The organism is Acinetobacter sp. SFD (genome assembly GCF_001647575.1).
In the GTDB taxonomy this organism is placed as follows: Bacteria; Pseudomonadota; Gammaproteobacteria; order Pseudomonadales; family Moraxellaceae; genus Acinetobacter; species Acinetobacter pecorum.
Genome location: NZ_LSZJ01000001.1, coordinates 791447 through 814169 on the forward strand (window position 1 = coordinate 791447; position 22723 = coordinate 814169).

Sequence of the window (22723 nt, forward strand, 5' to 3'; positions counted from 1 at the left end):
TCATCTCCTACAAGGAGAGGGAACCTCACTCTTTTTCAAAAGGGGGACTGAGGGGGATTTTTATTTATTCTAAACTAGAAAATATTTAATTCCTCCAGCCTCCCTTTAATAAAGGGAAGCTAAAATTTTTAAACCGTATGCCCGAGTGCTTCGCCCATCAATACAGTTGAATTGGCTTTAAACTTTTCATCCCAATGCATTTTATTTTCTTCAAACAGGATAATTGCGGTTGAACCGAGGTAGAAACGGCCCAGCTCTGCACCTTTTTCCAGAAATAAATCATGCTGATTCAGTTCGATACGCCCAGACGGTTTCACCTTACCCGTAGCAACCGTTTCAATCCCTGCGACGATCATCGCACCCACCAATACCACTGCCATACGGCCGAGTTCTGTATCAAACAGGCAGACCATACGTTCATTACGGGCAAACAGGCCCGGAATGTTTTCTGCTGTCGTCTGGTTAACCGAGAACAGTTCACCCGGTACATACAGGGTTTCAGTCAGTGTTCCGGCAAATGGCATATGTACACGGTGATAGTCACGTGGTGACAGATACACTGTCGCGAATTCACCATTTTTAAATGGTTCGGCCAGTTGCGGATCGGCAATCAGATTTTCAACAGTGAACTTCTGTCCTTTGGCCTGAAATACATCGCCATTTTCAATTTTACCCAGTTGGGAAATCGCGCCATCCGCAGGAGAAACAATTGCAGTTGAATCCGCATCTACCGCACGTACACCTGTTCTCAGACCACGGGTAAAGAAGTCATTAAATGAATTAAACTTCAGTGCATTAGTTTGCTCAGCAATCGACATATCAATCCCGTATTTGGTCTTGAATGCTGTAATGACCGCTGTTTTTACAATCGGATTTTCACTGGCTGCTATTTTTCCCACCACACGTGACAGGCGATGCTGCGGCACCACTTTTTGGGCCTGGATAAACAGTTGTTGTTTTAGACGCGATGTGATGCTCAAGATGGCACCTCTCCTGTAGCGATTGGACTATCGAGGCGGTTGCCCCATTCACTCCACGCACCATCATAGGCCCGGATATTCCAGCCCAATAACCGGCCCAGAATATAAGCCAGACCTGAACGGTGATGGGACTGACAATACGCTACAACCGGTTGATTCAAATCAAAACCCAGTTGTTCCAGACGCTGCTGTGTGCGTGGTAAAGGATGTAATTTTAAATGATTTTGCCGGTTAAGGGCAGTACTCCACTCAAAATGACGTGCACCTGGAATGTGACCACCGCGTCGCGCTGCCAGACGCAGGCCGGTATATTCTTCTTCTGTACGACAATCCCAGAGCTGAATATTTTCATTTTCAACCTGTTGTCTTAATTCCTCATAGCCAATCTGGAATTGGGCCTTATGCTCGAGTTGCACCTGAACTAAATGCTCGACCGGCTGAACAGTTTCCTGATCAGATGAAGTAGGCAGACTGGCACCGAGCCAGGCATGAATCCCGCCATTGAGTAAGCTGGTATTTTCAAAGCCCAGACAATGCAGGTTCCAGAGTAAACGTCCGGCCCATGCACCGCCCTCATCATCATAAGCCACGACATGATGTTCTGGAGAAATATTCAGATAATTGATGAGCGCCTGTAAGCCTTCGGTATCCGGTAACAGTCCCATCGCCGTTTCTTCCTGGCGCACCAGAAGTTTAGGCTTTAAATGTAAGGCATGTGGAATATGCAATTGCTCGTAGACCGAAGCCCGGCTTAAATCCACAATTCTGAGTTTCTCATGTCCCAGATACGGAACCAGGTCTTCTGCTTCAATCAGCAGGCCAAAATCCAAGGCTGAAGCTGTCATCATTATCAGGTGTCGTCACGGTCAAATCTATCTGATCTTAGCACAGCTCATTTTTTCAATTATGATATTTTTATCAAGATCCTTAGCATAATTTTAGCTAAGAAAAAGTAGAGAAAGCTAACTCAGAAAGAAAAAACTGCCTCAATATTGAAGCAGTTTTTAAATAGGGTGTGTCCCTGTTAAGCAGTTTCTGTAACGCTAAATACCTGACGTAAATAGGCCAGGAAGGTATCATTATCTGTCATGGTTTTGCCCGGACTGTCTGAAATCTTGGCCACCGACTGACGGTTACATTCCACCAGTTTCAGGACAATATTCAGCGGTGTCTGTCCCATATCATTGGTCAGATTGGTCCCGATTCCAAAACTGACCTGGAAACGGTCTTTAAAGTATTGATGTAATTTCCAGGCTTTTTCCAGATTCAGGCCATCACTGAAAGTCAGCATCTTGGTTTTGCTGTCTATTTTCAGCTTTTTATAGTGGGCATAGGCTTTATCACCCCATTCGTAAGGATCGCCACTGTCATGACGCAGGCCATCAAAGAGCTTGGCAAAGTACAGGTCAAAGTCACGCAGGAAAGCATCCATTCCGACCACATCAGTCAGGGCAATTCCCAGGTCACCACGGTATTCCTGTACCCAGGTTTCCAGTGCGGCTTTCTGGAAATTCCGCAAACGTACATCCAGTGCCTGAAAAGCTTGCAAAAATTCATGCGCCATGGTGCCAATTGGAGTAATGCCCAACTCTTTGGCCAGCAGTACATTACTGGTACCACGGAACACATAAGGCGCAGCTTTGTTAAATTCTTCAACCACATGCTTCTGCCATGCAAAGCTGAAACGACGGCGGGTACCGAAGTCCGACACCAGAAATGGGGGATCATTTGGGTCCTGTGCAGCAGCATACTGTTTTAACAGCTCCACTTTAGCCTTTAAACGGCGCTCGCCTTCGACCAGCACTTCGGGGGTACGAATCCGGCTGAAATACAACTCATTGACAATGGAAAGGACAAAGATCTCGAACATCATGGCCTGAACCATCGGACCTTCTATCACAATATCCAGACGCCCCTGACTGTCAATACTGGCCTTGATAAAACGGCGTTTCAGCTGGAACAGTTCCAGATAGTCAACAAAGTCACTTTTGATAAAACGTAGACTGCGTAAATACTGTAATTCGTCTTCTTTAAATTTAAGCTGGCACAGCAGATCGAGTTGATGGTTCAGATCATCCAGAATATCCGTCAGGGGATAGACTGTATCTTCCAGATTACGACAACGGAAATGGTAGACACTATGCGTTTGTGGAAACTTGTGTAAGACCACTTGCAACATGGTAAATTTGTACAAGTCAGTATCTAACAGAGAATGGATAATTGGAGCCATAACTAAAGGAATATCGCTGTGCTTATCTTTGCATTAAAGCATAAAAAGTCATGCAATATTGCAGGATTTACGTACAGCCGGCCGGATTTTCAACAACAGTATCCCAATATAAACCGGCTTATTTCTGGGTTTTGACCTGAGTTTTTTCCTGCTCCTGAATCAATTTCTGTAATTGTTTTTCCTGACCAATCACTTTGGCAAACTCAGCAGTAGTCTTTTGCCCGGTTTTCTGGGCCTGGGCATCACAGTCAGCCTGATGCAGCTGCTTGGCAATGGCAAATTCCATTTTAAACAAGGCACCCATCAAGGCCGTATTGCCTCGATTGTCCCGGGCACAGCGGTCAGCACCATGTTTAAGCAAACTGCTGACAATCTCCTGATGGCCATAATAAGTCGCCATCATCAGCGGTGTATAACCGTCTTTATTGCGTACATCGACCGGGAAGCCATGTTTCAGAAATTCGTTGATAACTTCACTATTGCCAACTTTAGCCGCAGCAAAGAACAGGTTGACCAATTCCTGTTGTGAATTCATCCGAATGCTTGCCGCTGTTTTTGCAGGGGAGACATTCTTCACTTCAGCAGCCGTTGCGAATATAGAACTGAAGGCAAGAATACTGGCTAAAAATGCGTGTGGCATAACGTTCATGATGAACTCCAACAGAAATCGAAAAGAAAATTTCAGTCACTCAGGATCATATTCACCTGAGATGAGATAAAAAACGGAGTGCCTGTAAAACTCCCCCTAGGGTGCAGGAAAGGTTTGGAGCTTTACAGGACTTTTCGGAGGTGATGCGCTATGCCCTAATCACCAGTTCCTCAAGACCAATCGTGATTAGTCTTTTAATTTTGCAGCTTTGGCTTTAACAGTCGCCAGGTTACCGTTCACTGCCTTGGTCATGCGGGTACCGTAGTCCGCATCTGCCTTGTAGAAATAAGATAACATGATGTGCTTGGTTTCTGAGTCTTTCACTGCACCTAAGTCAGCAGCAAGGTTCATGATCAGGTCATCTTTCTCTTTAGCCGTATATGAACGGTACAGCTCACCTGCCTGTTTGAAGTTCTGCTCTTTGGTCCCGATCTGCTGAATATGGCCAGTTAAAGGAGTTTGTACTGCACGTGCTTTTTCAGTAGCAGCTTTTGGCTCTTTACGGCTTGGCTCATAGTTCACATCCGAGTCACGCTCAGAGATATTCATGTAACCATCCTGGTTATTGTTGTTCACATTCACCACTGGACGGTTTACCGGAATTTGCTGGTGATTCGCACCCAGACGGTACATTTGGGTATCTGAGTAAGAGAAGATTCGACCTTGTAACAGACGGTCTTCAGACGACTCGATACCTGGTACCAGATTACCTGGCGCAAATGCCGACTGTTCAGTCTCGTTGAAGAAGTTCTTCGGCATACGGTTCAGGGTCAAGGTGCCGACTTTGGTTTCCGGCACCAGCTCGGTTGGCCAGATTTTGGTTGGATCTAGCGGATCGAAATCAAACTTGCCCAAGTCTTTAGGATCAATCACCTGAATGTACAGGTCCCATTTCGGGAAATTACCTGCATAGATGTTGTGATAAAGATCATTGGTCAAGTGGTTGAAATCTTTGCCTTGCTGCTCAGCCGCTTCTTTTACGTTCAAGCCCTTCACGCCCTGTTTTGAACGGAAGTTGAATTTCACGTATTTGTATTCGCCTTTGTCGTTATACAGTTTGTAAGCGTGTACCCCAAAACCGTCCTGTTCGCGGTAACTGGTTGGAACACCTTGCTTGCCATACACATAAGTCAGCATGTTGGTGGCCCATGGCTGGCTCGACAGGAAGTCAAACACGCGGTTGGCATCTTGAACATTCGTCACCGGGCTTGGCTTCATGGCATGAATGAAGTCCGGGAATTTGATCGCATCACGGATAAAGAATACCGGGGTCTGGTTACCGACCAAGTCCCAGTTGCCTTCCTGAGTGTAGAATTTCACTGCAAAACCGTGCGGATCTCGTAGGGTTTCGGGTGAACCCTTACCGTGAATTACGGTAGAAAAACGTAAGAAAACTGGAGTTTTAGTACCGGCTTTAAATAATGAAGCAAGGGTAAGATCAGACAGGTCTTTGGTTGCGACGAACTCACCATAGGCACCCGTACCACGTGCATGTACCACGCGCTCAGGAATACGTTCACGACCAAAACGTTGTAATTTTTGAATCAATTGAACATCTTGAAGTAACACTGAACCATTTGAACCTGCAGTGATCGAGTTCTGGTTATCCCCCACTGGCGCACCATTGTCTTTCGTTAAAGGAGCAGCTTGTGCGGCTGTGACAGTTGCAAGCATTGCAACCAGTAATGAACACTTAAACATTTCTAAATCTCTTAATTTATTACCTTTCCTGCACAGACTAAGATACGCGAGCACAATAAATAGATAAAACAGATTATTTTTATAAATTAAATCGTTTTAATGAATTTATAAAAATTAATCAATTGATTTTCAGATATTTAAAGTTCATAAAAACAGCATCTCATACTGCTCCAGATTTTTTTATTGCTACAATCACGTCTATCTATGGTTTTCAGTCAATATGTAAAATGCGTGCCTTATTACAAAGAGTTTTAGAAGCTAAAGTCGTGGTCGAGGGTGAAATTACCGGAGAAATTGAAAAAGGAATTCTGGTTTTTCTGGGGTTGGGCAAAGACGATAATCTGGAAAAAGGCAAAAAACTGATTGATAAGATATTGAAATACCGTTTCTTTGATGATGAACAGGGCAAAATGGGCTGGAACGTTGCCCAGGCTGGCGGTGGTATATTGCTGGTTTCACAATTTACCCTGATGGCGCAAACCCAGAAAGGTTTACGTCCAGACTTTGGTCCGGCCATGCCACCGGCTGAAGCAAAAGCCTTATATGAGCAGCTGGTGGAATATGCTCGAAGCCAGTTTGAGCATGTACAAACCGGTATTTTTGCTGCCGACATGAAAGTGCATCTGGTCAATGATGGGCCGGTGACTTTTAATTTAGAAGTTGAATAAGTTTTAATTATTCCAGAATTCAAAAAGCCCTCATATTTGAGGGCTTTTTCTATTTAATCCTCCCCTAGCCCCTCCTTTAAAAAGGAGGGGGAACTAAGCGGAAGTTTCTTATTTACCAGTTTTTTCTTTAATAAACTGGCGTACCATTTTCACTTTTTCTTTGACTGGCTTTGGCAGTTTTGGTGGAATCATCTTCGCCACCTGGTTAAACCAGACCAGCAAACCGAAGTCACCTTCCATTTTGATGGTGCCACTTTGCATGCCGGTCATAAATGCGGTCGGATCACCTTTAATTAAAGTCTTTACGCCCTGCTCACTATCAGCAAACTGCAAAACAAAATCTGCTTTTTCAGCATCACCAGAAACGGTCTCGATATGGTCGTTATTCACAATGATCTGACGTGCCATACCCTCATCCGTACCAATCTGGATGCGGAATTGACGCCCATGTACCAGTTCGATGAATTTTGGGCTGGTACGTGCCAACTGTTTCATACGTAATGCTAAACCTGCGACCAGTAAGTCCAGCGGATCTGTACTTACATCAACAAGAGGAAGTTTTAACACAGGAATGGACGACAGTTTCATGAAGGATGCCTATTCTAATTGTACGAAAATTGACAAATATCCTAGCATAGTTCCGGGTTAGGTGGATGCAGCAGTTTGTATCATATTTCTAAACAAATAATGCACCCGTAGGTGCATTATTTCACTGATATTAGAGAACTTAACGGCTAGAAAGCTGCTGCTGGTCATCTTCATAGACTGGTGTGTGTTCGATATAGCGACGTTTTGCCAAAGCACGCTCGGCACGACGATCTTCACGCAATAACAGGCAGGTCACCACCAGCATGACCGCAGTTAATGCACTCAGATAACTATACGTCATTGGCAGCTCAAACCAGGTCTGAGTCCCTATACGGATCACCTCGATCAGGCCCCAAACCAGCATCCCGGCAGCCATAAAGCTTAACCAGCGACGATAAGGCGAGAAGAATACAGCAAGCACAGCTACAGCGACTAAACTGAAGCCCACAATCGTTGCTAAATTCGCTGTTACCATATAACCCCCTCCATCCAGATAGATAGTTTTCCGCCTGATATTGCAAAGTTTCTATCTATTGAATTTCGTTACATCAATAAAATGAAATCTGTTGATTTGTATCTCTATGTCTGCATTATGCTGAGTTTTTTGCATAAAAAAAGTCCTGCGATCCAGCCTAACGACATACTTTGTCGCGATATTATATTGTCATTACAATTTTTGCTTTTCACATTTTTGTGGATTAATGACTGCGCCAATGTTGGCGTGTCATTACAAAATTATCAGTGCTTTTTTTGAGGGAAAAAATTATTTTTCCGTTTAAGATGATCGATGTTTTTGTAGTCAAATTTTATCCTTCACGCATTTAAGTCATTTCATTCAAGATAAAAAAAGCGACCCTGCGGTCGCCTTTAAAATCTGTTAAAGCCTTGATTTATGAACGGTTCAGGTCTTTATCATGGACACCGAGCAGATATAGCACTCCGTCCAGACCGACGCTAGAAATCGCCTGATTGGCATTTTGGCGAACCAGCGGCTTGGCCCGGAAAGCCACCCCCAGTCCTGCAATGGATAACATAGGCAAGTCATTAGCGCCATCACCGACCGCAATGGTCTGTTCCAGAGAAATGCCCATCTCCTGAGCAATTTCACCGAGCAAGAATGCTTTACGCGCGCCATCAACGATATGACCTTTGACTTCACCGGTAACGACCCCATCCTGAACATCAAGCGCGTTGGCATGCACTTCATCAATATCCAGTTTGCTTTGCAAGTATTCAGCAAAATACTGGAAACCGCCGGAAAGGATTGCGGTACGGTAACCCAATGCTTTTAGAGTTGAAATCAGACGTTCGGCACCTTCTGTAATGGTCAGGCGCTCGGCAATTTTTGGAAGTACCGATGCGTCCATGCCTTTTAACAAGGCGACACGCGCCCGGAAACTTTGCTGGAAATCCAGTTCGCCTTGCATGGCACGTTCGGTAATTTCTGCAACCTGTGCACCGACACCGGCTTCAATTGCCAGTTCGTCAATGACTTCCTGCTCGATCAGGGTCGAGTCCATATCGAAGCACACCAGACGACGGTTACGGCGGTAGGCATTGTCTTCCTGTACCGCGACATCGACATTAAGTTCAGTGGATAAACGCAAACAGGCAGCACGCATTGCGGCTGCATCGAGCATCTGTCCTTTTAAACCGAACTCCACACAGGCGCGTTTCGGCCCGCTGCTCTGACCATCCAGAGCCGGACGGCCAGACAGACGGGTCACGGTTTCAATATTAAAACCCTGAGCCGAGACAATCTGGGTCACGGCTTGCAGATGAGAGGCATTTAATTCAGGAGCCAATGCCGTTACGATATAACGTGTGCGTCCACCCTCTTTGACCCACTGATCATATTCAGTCGCAGAGATCGGTTTAAAGCGCACAGTTAACCCGATATCATGTGCTAGAATCAGGATCTCCTTCATGGCTAATGCTGTCGCTGTCTGGTCTTCAGAGGCTACAACAATACCTAAGGTTAACTGATTATGAATAACCGCTTGCCCTACATCTAAAATCTGTAGGGAATGGGCGGACAAAACCTGCATTAATCGTGTAAATTGATTAGGCTGGTCAGGTCCTAAGAATGATATAAGAATGATTTCTCGCATGAATTGACTCGGGTCTGAGCTACAACTATTGTTAGAATCATAATCGAAATTGAACAGAATTGCCTTGGAAGTTTACGTTGAATGCGCCTAGACAAGGGCTATTTGCTAGCCTATTGATTATAAGTTTTGCTCTGCATACCTTTTTACTGGTATTGGCAACCACTCACCAACTGAATGAAAACCGTGCCAATCAGGGGCAGCTGATGACCAGTCAGCTGGTGACAGACAGCCTGTCCGAGCTTGAACCGCCTAACCGTGTTTCTCTGGCTTTGCTGGCAAATCGTTACGCCACCAATCCAAGCGTAGCTTCAATTCGGATCCTGGATGCAAAAGGTCAGGTTTTAGCCACAGGCGGACTGACCAAAACCCGGGAAGGTGAAGTTTTTGTCCGTGATGCCCTGCAAAACGAGAAAAAAGTCGGTGTGATTGAAATCACGCTGATTGAGCCTAGTATTGGTGAAATTCTACGAACGCAATGGCTGGCGATTCTGTTCTCATTCATCATTCATGCCCTGCTCTGGGTTGCTTATCGTGCTGTGGCACGTCCAAGCCGTACCGAATATCTGGCACGCATCAATAACGAATCGCGGCTGAAATTCGAGATTCAGACCCTGACCCAGGCACTGGAACAGGAAAAGCATAATGCAGCACTGGCCATTGCCCAGGCTCAACAGGCAGTGAAAAATAAAGCCAAAGAAAAAGAACATAAGCCGGCGGTCCTGGAGCAGGATAGCCTGAGCTTAAATATCCAGTTCTATGATCCAAAACAGTTACTGGATAGCGTCAATAAAACCGTTTCGGTACCTTATTTCAATCTCTGTCAGATTTTTCTGAACAAAGCCACCGAACTCTGTGTGCAACGTTATAAATTGAATAGTTCTGATATTTGTACCGTACATAAATTTGATGAAAAAGGGGCCACGATCAGTATTGCAGCAGATAAACCAAATGCCCTGGCTTGCCTGACCATGATCAGTGCCGTGTTCCAGCTGTTGTCCGAAGTACTGTATAAACGTTACCGGGAAGAAAAACGTTTTGTGCTGCAAACCCGCAGCGCAATTGCCTCTAAAGTCGAGGAGATGCAGCTCAGCTCGGTACAAGCCTCTGAGCGTCTGACACAGCATCTGGTCTCGAAAGAAAGTGCCCTGCATGTACCGAATCATTTGCTGAAAGATGTAAGTGATCACTTCCAGCTGGTGAGTATGCCTAATCCAACCAATGTCCTGACCCGTCATGCCTTTGTGGTGAACGGAATGGATGCAGAAACGGCAGAGCTGGCACAGACTTTTAGAACCGAGATTTTAAAATCCAAACAGTCCAAAGCTTCATAAATTTTTTAAATTAAAAAGCCCGATATTGAATCGGGCTTTTTTATAGCTTAGTTCTGCAAATTTTCACTGGCTAGATGCTGCTTTTAGCTTCTCAGCAGAATTTAGACATCAACTTTTTTTAAAATTCTAGCGCTCTGTATCCAGATTCTGCTTTGGCACTGAGGCACTGTCTTTATTTTTGGCAGCCCAGTAAGTGGCTAATGCCGGACCTGAAATATTGTGCCACAGACTGAAAATGGCACTTGGTAAAGCTGTCAATGGAGAAGCAGCAAAATGGGTTGCCGCCAAGGCCACGCCTAGACCAGAGTTTTGCATACCGACTTCAATCGATACTGCACGACAGTCTATTTCTGCCAGCTTGAACATGCGACTGGCCCAATAACCCAGCAGATAGCCCATACCATTATGTAAGGCTACAATCCCCAGAATTATTAGCCCCGATTGTAAAATCTGGGTTTTGCTGCCGGCAATAATCGCCGCGACAATTGCAACAATGGCAATCACAGAAATCAAGGGCATGACCTGAATATAGGTGCTGACTTTTTGCTTGAGTAGCGCCCGAACAATTAAACCCAGAACAATCGGAAATAACACCACCTGTAAGATTGATACCAGCATGGATAAGGCATTAATCTCAATCCACTGACTGGCCAACACATAGAAAATGGCCGGAGTAAAAATGGGCGCCAGTAAAGTCGAAACCGAGGTACAGGCGACAGACAAGGCGGTATTGCCCTTGGCCATATAGGTAATCACATTGGATGCCGTTCCGCCCGGACAGCAACCCACCAATATCACCCCGATTGCAATCTCTGGCGGTAGCTGAAACAGTTTGCACAGCAGATAAGCCAAGCCTGGCATCGCCACAAACTGGGCGACGACACCAATTGCCACAGCTTTCGGACTTTGCAGGACACTTTTAAAATCGCCTACCGTCATGGTGATACCCATGCCGAACATGATGATGCCCAACATCCACGGAATATAAGCCCTCAACCAGACAAAAGCTTCAGGAACCAGCAAGGCAATGCCAGAAAAGAGCACGACCCATAGCGCAAAGGTTTTTTGGATAAATTGGCTAAACTGGAGCAAGGCTGACATGGGTTTCATCCAGGTATGACATCAAGGGAGATTAAATAAAACAGGTATCTCTTGATACCTGAGTTTATAGATTTAAATACAAAGACAATTAACGAGATATCTAAAGCCTATTCTTGTAAGCTTTTAAACTGTCTGGACGATATCTTTGACATAAATCCGTTTCACTCCATGCGACAGCATATCCTGCCAGGCATGTTGCAGGGAACCATTCAGATCAATGCCCTTGGTGGCATCGGCAATCACATAGGTTTTAAAGCCCAGTTTGCAGGCATCAATGGCAGTCCAGGCCACACAAAAGTCCGTGGCAATCCCGACCACAAATACGGTATCAATCCCACGCTCACGCAGATAGCCAGCAAGACCCGTCATGGTTTTCCGGTCAGCTTCCATAAAGGCCGAGTAACTGTCGATCTGCTCATGAAAACCCTTGCGAATGATGAGTTGTGCTTGCGGTAAATTCAAATCCGGATGCAGTTCGGCATCTAATGTTCCCTGCACACAATGTTTTGGCCATAAGACCTGAGTGCCATAATCCAGCTGAATACTGTCATAGGCGGCCTTGCCAGGATGGTTATCTGCAAAAGAAATATGATTGTCCGGATGCCAGTCCTGAGTCAGGATAATATGCTTAAAATGCTGTCCCAATTGATTGATATTTGGAATAATCTGGTCAGCATTGGCTACAGCCAGATTACCTCCTGGGGTAAATCCTCTCTGTACGTCCACGACCAGTAAAGCGATATTATTCTGCATCTGTTTTCATCCATTGAAATCTCGATTTATACCCAAGCATAGCGCAAAATACTCCAGGATTTTTAGCCCTACGGTTAAAAATGGCATGACTGTGCATTCTGAATGCTGAATGCGCTCATAGAAGCAGATCGAGAGATTCCTTCTTTTTTGAAAATCTAGGATGAGTTCTGGACGTGCGCCGATCTAGACCTATACAAAAATGAATTCTAGATTATCGTAGATAAGGCCATGCAGGTTTTTAATCATATAGCCCTGTCTTGTTCTTAAATTCTAAAAATAAAAAAGCCTGCTAATTGCAGGCTTTTTTAAATCTTTGAACATTACACTTTGGTGCGGTTCACTAAAAACAGCATACATAATGCAGAGATAATGATACATGGGATCGCAGCGGTAATGACTCCCGCAGCCCCAAAACCTGCCGTCAGTAACTGACCGGCAATGACTGGACCCAGCATGGCACCAATACGACCAACGGCCGATGCCACACCGACACCGGTCCCACGTACTTCTGTCGGATAAACGATACTGCCAAAGGCATACAGTACACCCTGACAACCAATGACAAAAGCACCGGCCAATGCGGCTGCCATATACATCTGGTTCAGCGAGCTTGCACCATTCAGCGCCAGTAGACCTGCCAAGATACCACCGTACATCAACAGGATCACATAGGCTTTCTTCCAGCGGTCGGTCAGCATACCTAGAATAATCGTACCAATCGTCGCTGTAACCATGAAGTAGAACTGTGCGGTTGAACCATCTTTACGTGTGAAGCCAAGTTCCATAAATAATGATGGCAGCCAGCTCAACATGATGTAAACCACCATCAAGGTAAAGAAGTAGCTCACCCAGATACATAGCGTACGCAACAGGTTGTCCGAATTAAACAGGTCCTTGAATGAACCCTTCGGTGTAACGGCAAGTTCTGCTGCAGTTTTGTTCTGTGCTTTCAGGTATTCCTTCGACTCAGGCAAAAATAGCATCATCAGCGGAATGGCAAAAATCGGTAACAGACCACCGAGATAAAAAACATTCTTCCAGTTGGCACCAAATTCAGTCGCCGCAATTAAAGATAAAATTGCTGCGCCGACTGGCATGCCGCAGTACATCAAGCCGACTGCACGGCCACGGTTTTGTGGAGAGACAGCTTCAGAAGCGAGTGTAATCAGAATTGGCATCGCGCCGCCCAGACCGGCCCCGGCCAGAAAACGCACTGCCAGCAAGCTGTTAAAGCTATTCACCCAGACGGTACATAAGGTAAATACAGCAAATACTGCTGTCGACCAGATCAAGACCTTTTTACGGCCAATGCGGTCCGCAAACCGACCACCAATCAGTGCACCAGGTAATAAACCCAGAATCCCTGCACTAAAAAACACACCCAACTGGGAACTATCGAGACCAAAATGCTCACGAATACCTGCAGCAGCAATTCCGGCTGCCTGAATATCTAAGCCTTCAATCACCGCAATCAGAAAACAGATCGCGACCGTGACGATAGCATGCTTATTGTCTGATTTTTCCATTGGATTATCCTTGTTCAATCAGCGTTACAAAAGAGAGTCATCATCTATGAGCCTGACTGCAGAAATAACTATCAATAAGTGGAAGGTTTTGCCTGGATATTCCTAAAGGAGCAGAAGCGGGTGAAGAGAGGATACGACCAGATAAAGTCGCAAAAACACTTAATCAGAACAGCATAAAATGCAAGACTTCGACCTTAAGGCTTATACATCAAGTTAAAAAATCAACCGATAAGAAAAAAATTCCTCAATATATTGATATTTAAAAGAGATTAGTTTTAACAGTTTTTGATTTTATTTGTCTGGGCCGAAAGAGGCTATCAAGATGTGTAATATCTCAATTTATCCAATATAACTATTAATCCATAAGCAAAACATACTGAAACGGCGGTTTTGAGCTGAGCTTTTTGCACAAGCGTTAACATTTTTGAGTCGATTTGCTGGATTATCTATTGGTATGTAGGTAGAGACAGGACTTTAGTTTCAGGATTTTGCTTTATAAATCATCTTATTTATTACTTGATTGTTTCCAGAAGGCTTTGTATAAAGAATTCAGTAGCTTTTACTAAAGCATATTGTTCTTATGCGTTTGATCAGTCATAATTTGCATAAGCAATATTCAATTCAATGCAAATCTATTGAATTTGCTATAAATCAAAATACAAATCCATCCCAATTTATGTTTTCTCATTCCTTTCGGATGGACAAATAGGATAGTTTTTTAAAATGACTCAGCAAGCACAGACCATTCAAGGTTCCATAGTCGCAATCGTCACCCCTATGTTTGAAGATGGCAGCGTAGATTGGAAGGGTCTCGAGAAGCTGGTTGAATGGCATATTGCAGAGGGTACCAACAGTATTGTTGCCGTTGGAACAACAGGTGAAGCCTCTACTCTCAGCATGAGTGAACACACCCAGGTGATCAAAGAAATCATTCGTGTGGCCAATAAACGTATTCCTATTATTGCCGGTACAGGTGCAAACTCGACTCGTGAAGCAATCGAACTGACCCGCGAAGCCAAAGAGCTGGGGGCAGATGCCGCGTTGCTGGTAACGCCGTATTATAATAAACCGACTCAGGAAGGCTTGTATCAGCATTATAAAGCCATTGCTGAAGCGGTTGACCTGCCTCAGATCCTGTATAACGTACCAGGCCGTACCGGTGTGGATATGGCCAATGAAACCGTAATCCGCCTGGCCGATATTCCACAAATTATCGGTATTAAGGATGCGACTGGTGATGTGCCACGCGGTGCTGAACTGCTGCAAGGTCTTAGCGGTAAGGATATGACTGTTTATTCAGGTGATGATGCGACTGCGTATCAGCTGATGGGCTATGGTGCCAAAGGCAATATCTCGGTTACGGCGAACGTGGCTCCGAAAGCCATGAGCGAAGTATGTGCCGCTGCCATTGCCGGTGATGCTGCAACTGCTGAACAGTTAAATGCTCAGGTTGCAAATTTACACAATATTTTATTTTGCGAATCCAACCCAATTCCTGTGAAATGGGCACTCCACGACATGGGCTTAATTGGTACAGGTATTCGCCTTCCATTAACACCACTTGCAGAACAATATCGCGCTCCGCTTCATGAAGCACTGGTCGAAGCGGGCGTTATCAAATAAAAGAGCAGAAGATTATGCAATTACGTTTAGGACTTAGCCTTACACTTTCAGTATTCAGTTTGGCAGGTTGTAGTTCATTGGCCGTTAACAACGGCTCTTTAGACTATAAAGAGACTACAAGCCTGGAAGCTTTACAATATCCTGAAGGCACTCTGGTTCGTCCGGCAACGCCATTGTACCCTGCTCCAACGGTCGATCCGCTTGCAATTGAGCATGCACCTAAGCTTGAAAACCAGCGTGGCAACCGTTTTGCCTTGCCACGCCCGCCAGCCCAGACTGCAAACTCAGGTGCAGCGAATCAGACCGAAACCAATACTATCGGTAAACCGCAGTTGGTCACTGACGGAAATCTTAATCCTCTGCTTAAAATTGAGGGAAATTCTGCTACAATTTGGCAATACACCCTTGCCACCCTCAGCAGTCTGAATCATAGCATTGTTGCTCAGAACAAAGATCGTTACGAAATTACGGTTAAGGTCGATCAGCAAACCTATGTATTAAGATTATCTTCTGTAGGTTCAAGTAATAACCTCGCTGTGTTCAATGCCGATAACAGTTTTGCCGACCGTGAAAAAGCCGCAGAACTGCTCAACCAGATTTACCAAAATTGGCCAGCCTAGACATTTCTAGGCATTTTTTTTTGTAAAAGGTTCCCTCATGTTAAAACAAACCTTGCTCTATACTGGTAAAGCGAAATCTGTCTATACCACAGACAGTTCAGACCATCTGATTTTAGTCTTTCGGGATGATGCCTCTGCATTCAATGGCGAAAAAATCGAGCAACTAGATCGTAAAGGCAAGGTGAACAACCGTTTTAACGCCTTCATTATGGAAAAGCTGGCAGAAGCGGGTATTGAAACTCACTTTGAAAAGCTGCTGACTCCAAATGAAGTGCTGGTGAAAAAACTGGATATGATCCCGGTTGAATGTGTGATTCGTAACTATGCGGCAGGTTCTTTATGCCGTCGCCTGGGTGTGGAAGAAGGCAAGGCCTTGGTTCCTCCAACATTTGAATTGTTCTTTAAAGATGATGCGCTTGGCGATCCAATGGTCAATGAGTCACAAGCAATTGCTTTAGGCTGGGCAACTGCTGAACAATTGGCAAAAATGAAAGAATTGACTTACCAAGTAAATGACGTGCTGAAAACATTGTTTGACGCAGGTAACATGATTCTGGTCGATTTCAAGCTTGAATTCGGCGTATTCCACGATCGTATCGTACTGGGTGACGAATTCTCTCCAGACGGTTGCCGTTTATGGGATAAAGACACCAAGAAAAAACTGGATAAAGACCGTTTCCGCCAAGGTTTAGGCGGTGTGGTTGAGGCATATGAAGAAGTCGCTGGTCGTCTAGGTATTGATCTTTCCGATATCTAATTATTCCTTAATGAAAAAACCGGATTTATAAATCCGGTTTTTTCATTCCTGCTACTTTCTTATTCCAGTTATTTAAATCAGTTTTTAAAGAGAGAATTTAAAAATAAACCTGTCATATAAATAAATAGTTTATTTAATACACTTCTATTAGTTTTTGAAAATCAAAATAAAATGTACTAATTTAAATCAGATTCAAAACCTTATTTATTTAAAATAAAATTCAACCAATTAAAGTATTAAAATAATTAATTATTTTTATTCATAAAAAACTACATTTTAAAACAAATATTTATTTTAAAATAATTCATTACATAATTATTTTTTTAGCTTATCAAAGCATGTTAATTATAATTAATCCTTGCTTAGAAAAGATAAGGAAGTATAAATTTTTCACTGCTCACCACTTAATTTACAACCAATTAATAATGATCGAGAAAAAACTAAAATAAGTTGAGGATTTTCTAATGAAAACATCTGGCTTTACCATATTGCTGCTTGCTGCCCTATTAAGTGCATGTCATGACAGCGATAATGACTCTTCCAGTTCTAATCCGCCTCCTACCCCAATTCCTAATCCTGTTGAACCGCCCCCTTATGACATGGAAGACATGAATAATTATATTGCTGCGACAAAATACGAGCAGAGATATAATAATGTGGTCGAGAACTGTGGGTCTGACTCAGCGCCACAATATGAATGTTCCGGACTGTTATTTAGAGGTATTCGGATCGCAGCTCAACCGAAACCTTGGGTTCACCGGCAAAGAGACCGCGACAAAGGCGCTGTAGCTTTTGCTTATATTCGCCAGGATCTGAATTTCAAGTTACCCGATGATACCTATCAGGCAGGTATTGTGATCAGACCGGATTATGAAGATGTAGCACCGACCCGCTGTGCATCGCCTATGGACATGAATACTGATGCCAGAACTGGCTCATTTAATAACTGTCTGAAATCGGATGAAGTCCAGTATGGCTCGGTCGACTATACAGTAAAAGACTGTCAGGACTGGGGCATCGATACGCCACAGAAATGGCTGGATATATTTATACCCGTCATGCGGGCTACCAAGGCACAAGGTACCCTAGATCAGTTCCCGGGACAGACCTGCTCGTATACCATGTCTGTATCTGATCAGGCTAAATTTGCGACTCGGGCGAATTACTTTAGTATGTTTGCCGCTATCCGAAAAGGTGTTCCAACTGATTTGCGCCCAGACTGGTGGAATGACGAGATTCTGGTCACTGCCTGGAATGACGAAAAGGCCACCACTGCACCGATCGAAGCTTTTTATTATAATCTGGGTAATGAAGCAGGTTTAGAAGCAGCTCAAAGCTTCCAGCAAGCATATTATGAGGACACCCAAAAATATCTTCCTATTCTAGCAATTGACTTTAAGGTAGATGAGCCATCCCGCATCTACTTCAGTGCACATGACCAGGTTGTATTTGAAAATCTGTCCAACCTTGAAAAAATTAAAATCACCGCAAACTGGTTAACGCCAGACCCGCCTGCGGAGAACTCAGCGGCGTTCGAGCTTGATAAAAAGACCTATCAGGAACTGCTCAACCCTTCTGCATCAAGATGGACACTGGCTCAACAAGATGCCAATATCACCTCACAGTATTTAGCCAGACGTTTTCTCGGCTTCAATTACAAGTACTATACCACTGAAGTTACCGCGCTAATCAATTATATGGTTGATTTTGAACAGCCAGTCGCAAATGAAATTAAGGCGAAATATAATCGTGAACGGCCATTTGTTTACTATAACAGTGAAATATGTACCCCTGAAGACCGCGACTTCCTGTTGACGAATACCTCATATCCATCAGGCCATAGCTTAAGAGGATATCTGGTCGGCTACAGCCTGTCCGATGTAGACAATAGCAGAAGAAGTGAGTTTGAAAACACTGCAGTTGATTATGCGAAGAGTCGTATAGTCTGCCGGGTACACTGGTTAAGTGATACTGAAGCAAGTAAAGGCATCGCTTCAATGGCTATGAATATTTTAAAATACTCTCCTGAATACCTGGGTAGAGTACAAGCTGCCAAGCAGTCAATTCAATAATCTGTCTGGGAAAGACTAAAACTCATCGAGCTTTAACTTTCTAAATAATGCTCCATAGATTTAATCATCTTTGGGGCATTATTTTTGCATAAAAAATCAACCTATTCCGAGTTAAATCATGATTATTAAGTCCTGAATTTTTAGATGATTAAATAATTGGATTGAAAACATTTTCCGGCAGATTAATATCATTATATTAAATCTATTTAAAAATACTTAAATCATTTATTTCTGCTATTTCAACTAATTATCTATACCAATATTTAACCATTTTTAAAACAGGATTCAAATTATTTAATAGTAATTAAAATAAAAGCCCGATCCCGGGCTTTTATTTACTGTTGCTGTTGTTGCTGCCAGCGACGTTGCTGTAAGCGCTCGGCCTCTACTTCACGCTTATTCCGCGCTGATTCATACAGTTTTATCCCTTTTAGCTCTGGTGGCAAATATTCCTGCATCACAAAATGCTCAGGGTAATTATGCGGATACAGATAATCTACCCCATAGCCCTGCTCTTTCATCAGCTTGGTCGGTGCATTTCTTAAATGCAAAGGTACCGGCAGGTTGGACGTTTTATCTGCGAGTTCCATCGCTTTGTTAATTGCCAGATAGGTACTATTACTTTTGGCACTAGTCGCCAGATAAACTGCACATTGCCCCAAAATAATCCGGCATTCCGGCATGCCTACAGCCTGTACCGAACGGAAGCATTCACCGGCTAGTAACAAGGCATTCGGATTGGAGTTACCGATATCTTCAGATGCGGCAATCAGCATACGGCGTGCAATAAACACTGGATCTTCACCGCCTTTGAGCATCCGCGCCATCCAGTATAGGGTTGCATCCGGATCACTGCCGCGAATTGATTTAATAAAGGCCGAAACTAAATCATAGTGCTGCTCACCAGACTTGTCATAACGGGCAATATTTTGCTGAGCCACTTTCACCACTATCGCATTGGTGATGATATTTTCCATATCCGGTTCAAAGGTACTGGCGATCAGATCGAGTAGATTTAGTGCCTTACGGGCATCTCCTGCCGCGAACTGGATCAGGGCGTCAAATTCTTCAATCAGGATATGTCTTTCCTGCAAGAAAGAGTCATTTTGCAAGGCTTGCGTCAATAAGCTCTGAATTGATTCAGCACTCAAGGCATTCAGGCTATACACCTGACAACGTGACAATAAGGCACTATTCACTTCAAAGGACGGGTTTTCCGTGGTAGCACCAATTAAGGTAATTTTCCCCTTCTCGACCGCGCTTAACAGCGCATCCTGCTGAGATTTATTAAACCGATGAATTTCATCAATAAATACTACAGGCGTCAGCAGATCACCACCTTCGGCAATGATTTCACGCAGCTCTTTTACGCCAGTATTCAGAGCAGACAGACTGATAAAAGGCCGGTCTACCGCTTGAGCCAGCAGTAAGGCAATGGTGGTTTTACCGACCCCGGGTGGTCCCCAGAAAATGATCGAAGGCAGATGTCCCTGATCAATCATCTGGCGTAAAGGCGCCTGCTCACCCAGCAAATGTTCCTGCCCGATAATCTGTGTAAGGTCGCGTGGCCGTAAACGTTCTGGAAGCGGGATATGACTATCTGACATGTTATTATTGGCTCAAATTAAATTCTGATCTCATTCTAACACCAGCAGTTTTGATTCCAAGATTGCAAGCCCCAAGCACAAAAAATTAATTTATATAGATATCCCCTATTTTTTTAATTCTGAATGAATTAATCTCTATAAAAGCAAATAATTTGAACATGATTAATTGTGAATTAATTACAGTGTAATTTTCATATTGTTTATTCTAATTAAAAGAAACTTATCTAGCCCATTGGGCAATTCTGGGCTGTAGTGGTGAATGCATGAAGCATGATAAATTTGAACAGGGAACTGTGAGCTGGTCGGAGCCACTGGCATCATCATCACTGATTGCGCCACACGTTCACTTGTCTGAATCTATTTTGTTAAAAAATCTGATTGATGCCTTACCCCAACCCTTATGGGTCAGCAACAAACAACATCTGCAATATTTTAACCATGCCATGACTGACTATCTTGGGGTAAACCTGAATGAACAGGGCAATCCACAATGGCAGAACTTCATTCATGCAGAGGACCTGCAGCTGTTTTTAACGCAGTGGCATGCAGCGCTGGACCAGCATCAGGATTTTGAAACCCAGTGCCGGATTAAACGCAGTGATACCCATTATCGCATGTGTACTCTGGCTGTAAAATTTCATCATCAGCCGGACCATTTGCTGCAATGGGCCGTTTCCCTGACCGATGTGCATGATTATTTTGAAATCCAGCAGCAACTTTCTCATATTGTTTCCACCCAGGAAAATATGCTGGATGCCAGTGCAGACTGCATTAACATTATCAGTCCTGAAGGTGAAATTCGACATAGCAACCAGCCGGGTTGTCTGACACAAGCAAATGAGGCCGAAGAACAGGATCAGGACCGCTCATTGTCCTGGTTCAATCGCTTAACCCCTGAAGCGCGAAAACCCGCGCAGCGCGCATTAAATCAGGCTGCCCAAGGCTTAAACAGTCGTTTTTCCAGCAAAGTTCAGATTAAAGATCAACCAATCCAGTATTGGGATCACCTGCTGACCCCGATTCTGGATCAGCAGAATATTACTCAAAATATCCTCTGTGTATCACGGAATATCAGTCAGCAAAAAATCGCAGAAACCCGTTTAAAAGAAGTGATTAAACGTGATGAACTGACTGGCCTGTATAACCGTAGTACCTTCTATAAAACCTTCAAACAGGTCTTGGTAAAGGCCAAGCAACAGCAGACCATGGCAGGTTTACTACTCATTGATCTGGACTATTTCCGGCACATCAATGATACCCTGGGTCATATTGCTGGCGATCATCTGCTCCATATTCTGGGTAAGCGTTTCCAGGCCTGTTTCGGGCCAAATACCATCGTTGCCCGCCTGGGTGGGGATGAGTTTGCCGTACTAGTCAAAAATCTGGAAAGTGAAGAACAGCTGCTGGCAACAGCGCAAATGGCGTATGCCCAGCTGGAGCAACCGATCAATTATGTCGGCAATAGCATCAACAGTGCCATGAGCATAGGCTGCACAATTTATCCACGTGATGCCTTGAATACTTCTAATCTGCTGAAATGTGCCGATATTGCCTTGAATGACCTGAAAAATAGTGGTCGTGGTGGTATCCGCATGTTTAATCAGGAAATGTGCGGATCACTGGAAAATATGACCAAGCAGCTGACTCTGGCGCGCAAGATTATTCTGGCCGATCAGATCATTCCCTATTATCAGCCCAAGGTGCGTCTATCTGATGGTGCAGTGATTGGTTTTGAAGCCCTGTTACGCTGGCAGGATCAGAACCAGAATATCCAGTTACCTTCTGAAATTTTTGGCGCCTTTCAGGACTATGAGCTGGCCTCACGTATCAGTGAAACCATGCAACTGAAAGTTTTCGCTGACATGAGCCGCTGGCAGGCTCAAGGTCTGGATCTATTGCCAATTTCAATCAATGCTGCACCGGTCGAATTCCTGCGCGATGACTATGCCGAAAAACTGTTGGCACGTCTGTCCAACTTTGATGTTCCTGCGCATAAAGTTGAACTGGAAATTACCGAACAGAGCCTGTCCGAGCATGGTGCCAATTATGTGGTTCGTGCGCTGAACCTGCTGAAACAGGCCGGAATCCAGATCTCGCTAGATGATTTCGGCACCGGACATTCTTCACTGACCCGCTTGCAGGACTATCCGGTCGATTGCATCAAGATTGACCGAAACTTTGTAGAGCGCATGAACAGTGACCCGTCTGCTCTGGCCATTGTCAAAGCCATTACCCAGATTGGCTCCAGTATTGCACTGGATGTTCTGGTCGAAGGCATCGAGAATACAGAACAGCTGGATACCCTGATTCATTGTGACTGCCAGATTGGGCAGGGCTTCTATTTCTATCGTCCGATGGCCGGGGCTTCGGCCCAGGCCCTACTCCATCCGGCAGATCAATAAACGA

At 44.3% G+C, this 22723-nt stretch carries 19 protein-coding genes; 7 read left to right on the top strand and 12 right to left on the bottom strand.

Annotation, left to right across the window (positions count from 1 at the left end; all coding sequences use genetic code 11):
- Nucleotides 1-128: 128 nt before the first annotated feature.
- The 5 genes from asd to AY605_RS03770 all read right to left on the bottom strand — a co-directional run bounded on the left by asd (nt 129) and on the right by AY605_RS03770 (nt 5560).
- The gene (gene asd / locus AY605_RS03750) at nt 129-980 is read right to left on the bottom strand and encodes an archaetidylserine decarboxylase (protein ID WP_064095115.1); all 852 of its coding nucleotides are present in this window, start codon (nt 978-980) and stop codon (nt 129-131) included.
- Nucleotides 977-1825 (bottom strand): sulfurtransferase, encoded by an 849-nt coding sequence (locus tag AY605_RS03755; protein ID WP_064095180.1) that lies wholly within the window; start codon nt 1823-1825, stop codon nt 977-979. Before AY605_RS03755 ends, asd begins: the two co-directional genes overlap by 4 nt.
- Nucleotides 1826-2004: 179 nt before the next feature.
- Entirely contained in the window at nt 2005-3210 is a 1206-nt protein-coding gene (pncB, locus tag AY605_RS03760) for a nicotinate phosphoribosyltransferase (protein WP_064095116.1), read from the bottom strand.
- Between the two features lie 118 nt (nt 3211-3328).
- Nucleotides 3329-3859, bottom strand: a complete 531-nt coding sequence (locus AY605_RS03765; RefSeq protein ID WP_064095117.1) for an ankyrin repeat domain-containing protein — start codon at nt 3857-3859, stop codon at nt 3329-3331.
- A gap of 186 nt (nt 3860-4045) precedes the next feature.
- Entirely contained in the window at nt 4046-5560 is a 1515-nt protein-coding gene (locus AY605_RS03770; protein WP_064095118.1) for a catalase, read from the bottom strand.
- 227 nt (nt 5561-5787) lie between these two features.
- Between AY605_RS03770 and dtd the strand changes: the two genes are divergently transcribed.
- Nucleotides 5788-6228, top strand: coding sequence for a D-aminoacyl-tRNA deacylase (gene dtd, locus AY605_RS03775; RefSeq protein WP_064095119.1), 441 nt, complete (start codon nt 5788-5790; stop codon nt 6226-6228).
- 108 nt (nt 6229-6336) lie between these two features.
- Here the strand turns inward: dtd and AY605_RS03780 are convergent, their stop codons facing one another.
- From AY605_RS03780 to serB, 3 genes are all read right to left on the bottom strand, one after another.
- On the bottom strand, nt 6337-6816 hold the full coding sequence (locus AY605_RS03780; protein ID WP_064095120.1) for an SCP-2 sterol transfer family protein: 480 nt from the start codon (nt 6814-6816) through the stop codon (nt 6337-6339).
- 139 nt (nt 6817-6955) lie between these two features.
- On the bottom strand, nt 6956-7291 hold the full coding sequence (gene aciT / locus AY605_RS03785) for a ciprofloxacin tolerance protein AciT (protein WP_064095121.1): 336 nt from the start codon (nt 7289-7291) through the stop codon (nt 6956-6958).
- 415 nt (nt 7292-7706) lie between these two features.
- Nucleotides 7707-8927, bottom strand: a complete 1221-nt coding sequence (serB, locus tag AY605_RS03790; protein WP_064095122.1) for a phosphoserine phosphatase SerB — start codon at nt 8925-8927, stop codon at nt 7707-7709.
- Nucleotides 8928-9004: 77 nt separating this feature from the next.
- On the opposite strand from serB, the gene AY605_RS03795 reads away from it, so the two are divergent.
- The gene (locus tag AY605_RS03795; protein WP_064095123.1) at nt 9005-10258 is read left to right on the top strand and encodes a hypothetical protein; all 1254 of its coding nucleotides are present in this window, start codon (nt 9005-9007) and stop codon (nt 10256-10258) included.
- A gap of 126 nt (nt 10259-10384) precedes the next feature.
- Here the strand turns inward: AY605_RS03795 and AY605_RS03800 are convergent, their stop codons facing one another.
- The 3 genes from AY605_RS03800 to mhpT all read right to left on the bottom strand — a co-directional run bounded on the left by AY605_RS03800 (nt 10385) and on the right by mhpT (nt 13638).
- The gene (locus AY605_RS03800; protein ID WP_064095124.1) at nt 10385-11359 is read right to left on the bottom strand and encodes a bile acid:sodium symporter family protein; all 975 of its coding nucleotides are present in this window, start codon (nt 11357-11359) and stop codon (nt 10385-10387) included.
- A 123-nt stretch (nt 11360-11482) separates the two neighbouring features.
- Nucleotides 11483-12112 carry a bifunctional nicotinamidase/pyrazinamidase gene (pncA, locus tag AY605_RS03805; protein WP_064095125.1) on the bottom strand — a complete coding sequence of 210 codons (630 nt, stop codon included), beginning with the start codon at nt 12110-12112 and terminating at the stop codon, nt 11483-11485.
- A 320-nt stretch (nt 12113-12432) separates the two neighbouring features.
- Nucleotides 12433-13638, bottom strand: a complete 1206-nt coding sequence (gene mhpT / locus AY605_RS03810; protein WP_064095126.1) for a 3-(3-hydroxy-phenyl)propionate transporter MhpT — start codon at nt 13636-13638, stop codon at nt 12433-12435.
- A 723-nt stretch (nt 13639-14361) separates the two neighbouring features.
- Here mhpT and dapA point away from each other — a divergent pair.
- The 4 genes from dapA (at nt 14362) to AY605_RS03830 (ending at nt 18710) form a co-directional block, all read left to right on the top strand.
- Entirely contained in the window at nt 14362-15261 is a 900-nt protein-coding gene (gene dapA / locus AY605_RS03815; protein ID WP_064095127.1) for a 4-hydroxy-tetrahydrodipicolinate synthase, read from the top strand.
- 14 nt (nt 15262-15275) lie between these two features.
- Nucleotides 15276-15881, top strand: coding sequence for a hypothetical protein (locus AY605_RS03820; protein ID WP_064095128.1), 606 nt, complete (start codon nt 15276-15278; stop codon nt 15879-15881).
- A 37-nt stretch (nt 15882-15918) separates the two neighbouring features.
- On the top strand, nt 15919-16638 hold the full coding sequence (gene purC / locus AY605_RS03825) for a phosphoribosylaminoimidazolesuccinocarboxamide synthase (RefSeq protein ID WP_064095129.1): 720 nt from the start codon (nt 15919-15921) through the stop codon (nt 16636-16638).
- 464 nt (nt 16639-17102) lie between these two features.
- The gene (locus tag AY605_RS03830; protein WP_064095130.1) at nt 17103-18710 is read left to right on the top strand and encodes a phosphatase PAP2 family protein; all 1608 of its coding nucleotides are present in this window, start codon (nt 17103-17105) and stop codon (nt 18708-18710) included.
- A gap of 335 nt (nt 18711-19045) precedes the next feature.
- Here AY605_RS03830 and AY605_RS03835 read toward each other — a convergent pair whose 3' ends face one another.
- Nucleotides 19046-20317 (bottom strand): replication-associated recombination protein A, encoded by a 1272-nt coding sequence (locus AY605_RS03835; protein WP_064095131.1) that lies wholly within the window; start codon nt 20315-20317, stop codon nt 19046-19048.
- A gap of 263 nt (nt 20318-20580) precedes the next feature.
- Between AY605_RS03835 and AY605_RS03840 the strand changes: the two genes are divergently transcribed.
- Nucleotides 20581-22719, top strand: coding sequence for an EAL domain-containing protein (locus tag AY605_RS03840; protein WP_064095132.1), 2139 nt, complete (start codon nt 20581-20583; stop codon nt 22717-22719).
- The last annotated feature ends 4 nt before the right edge of the window (nt 22720-22723 follow it).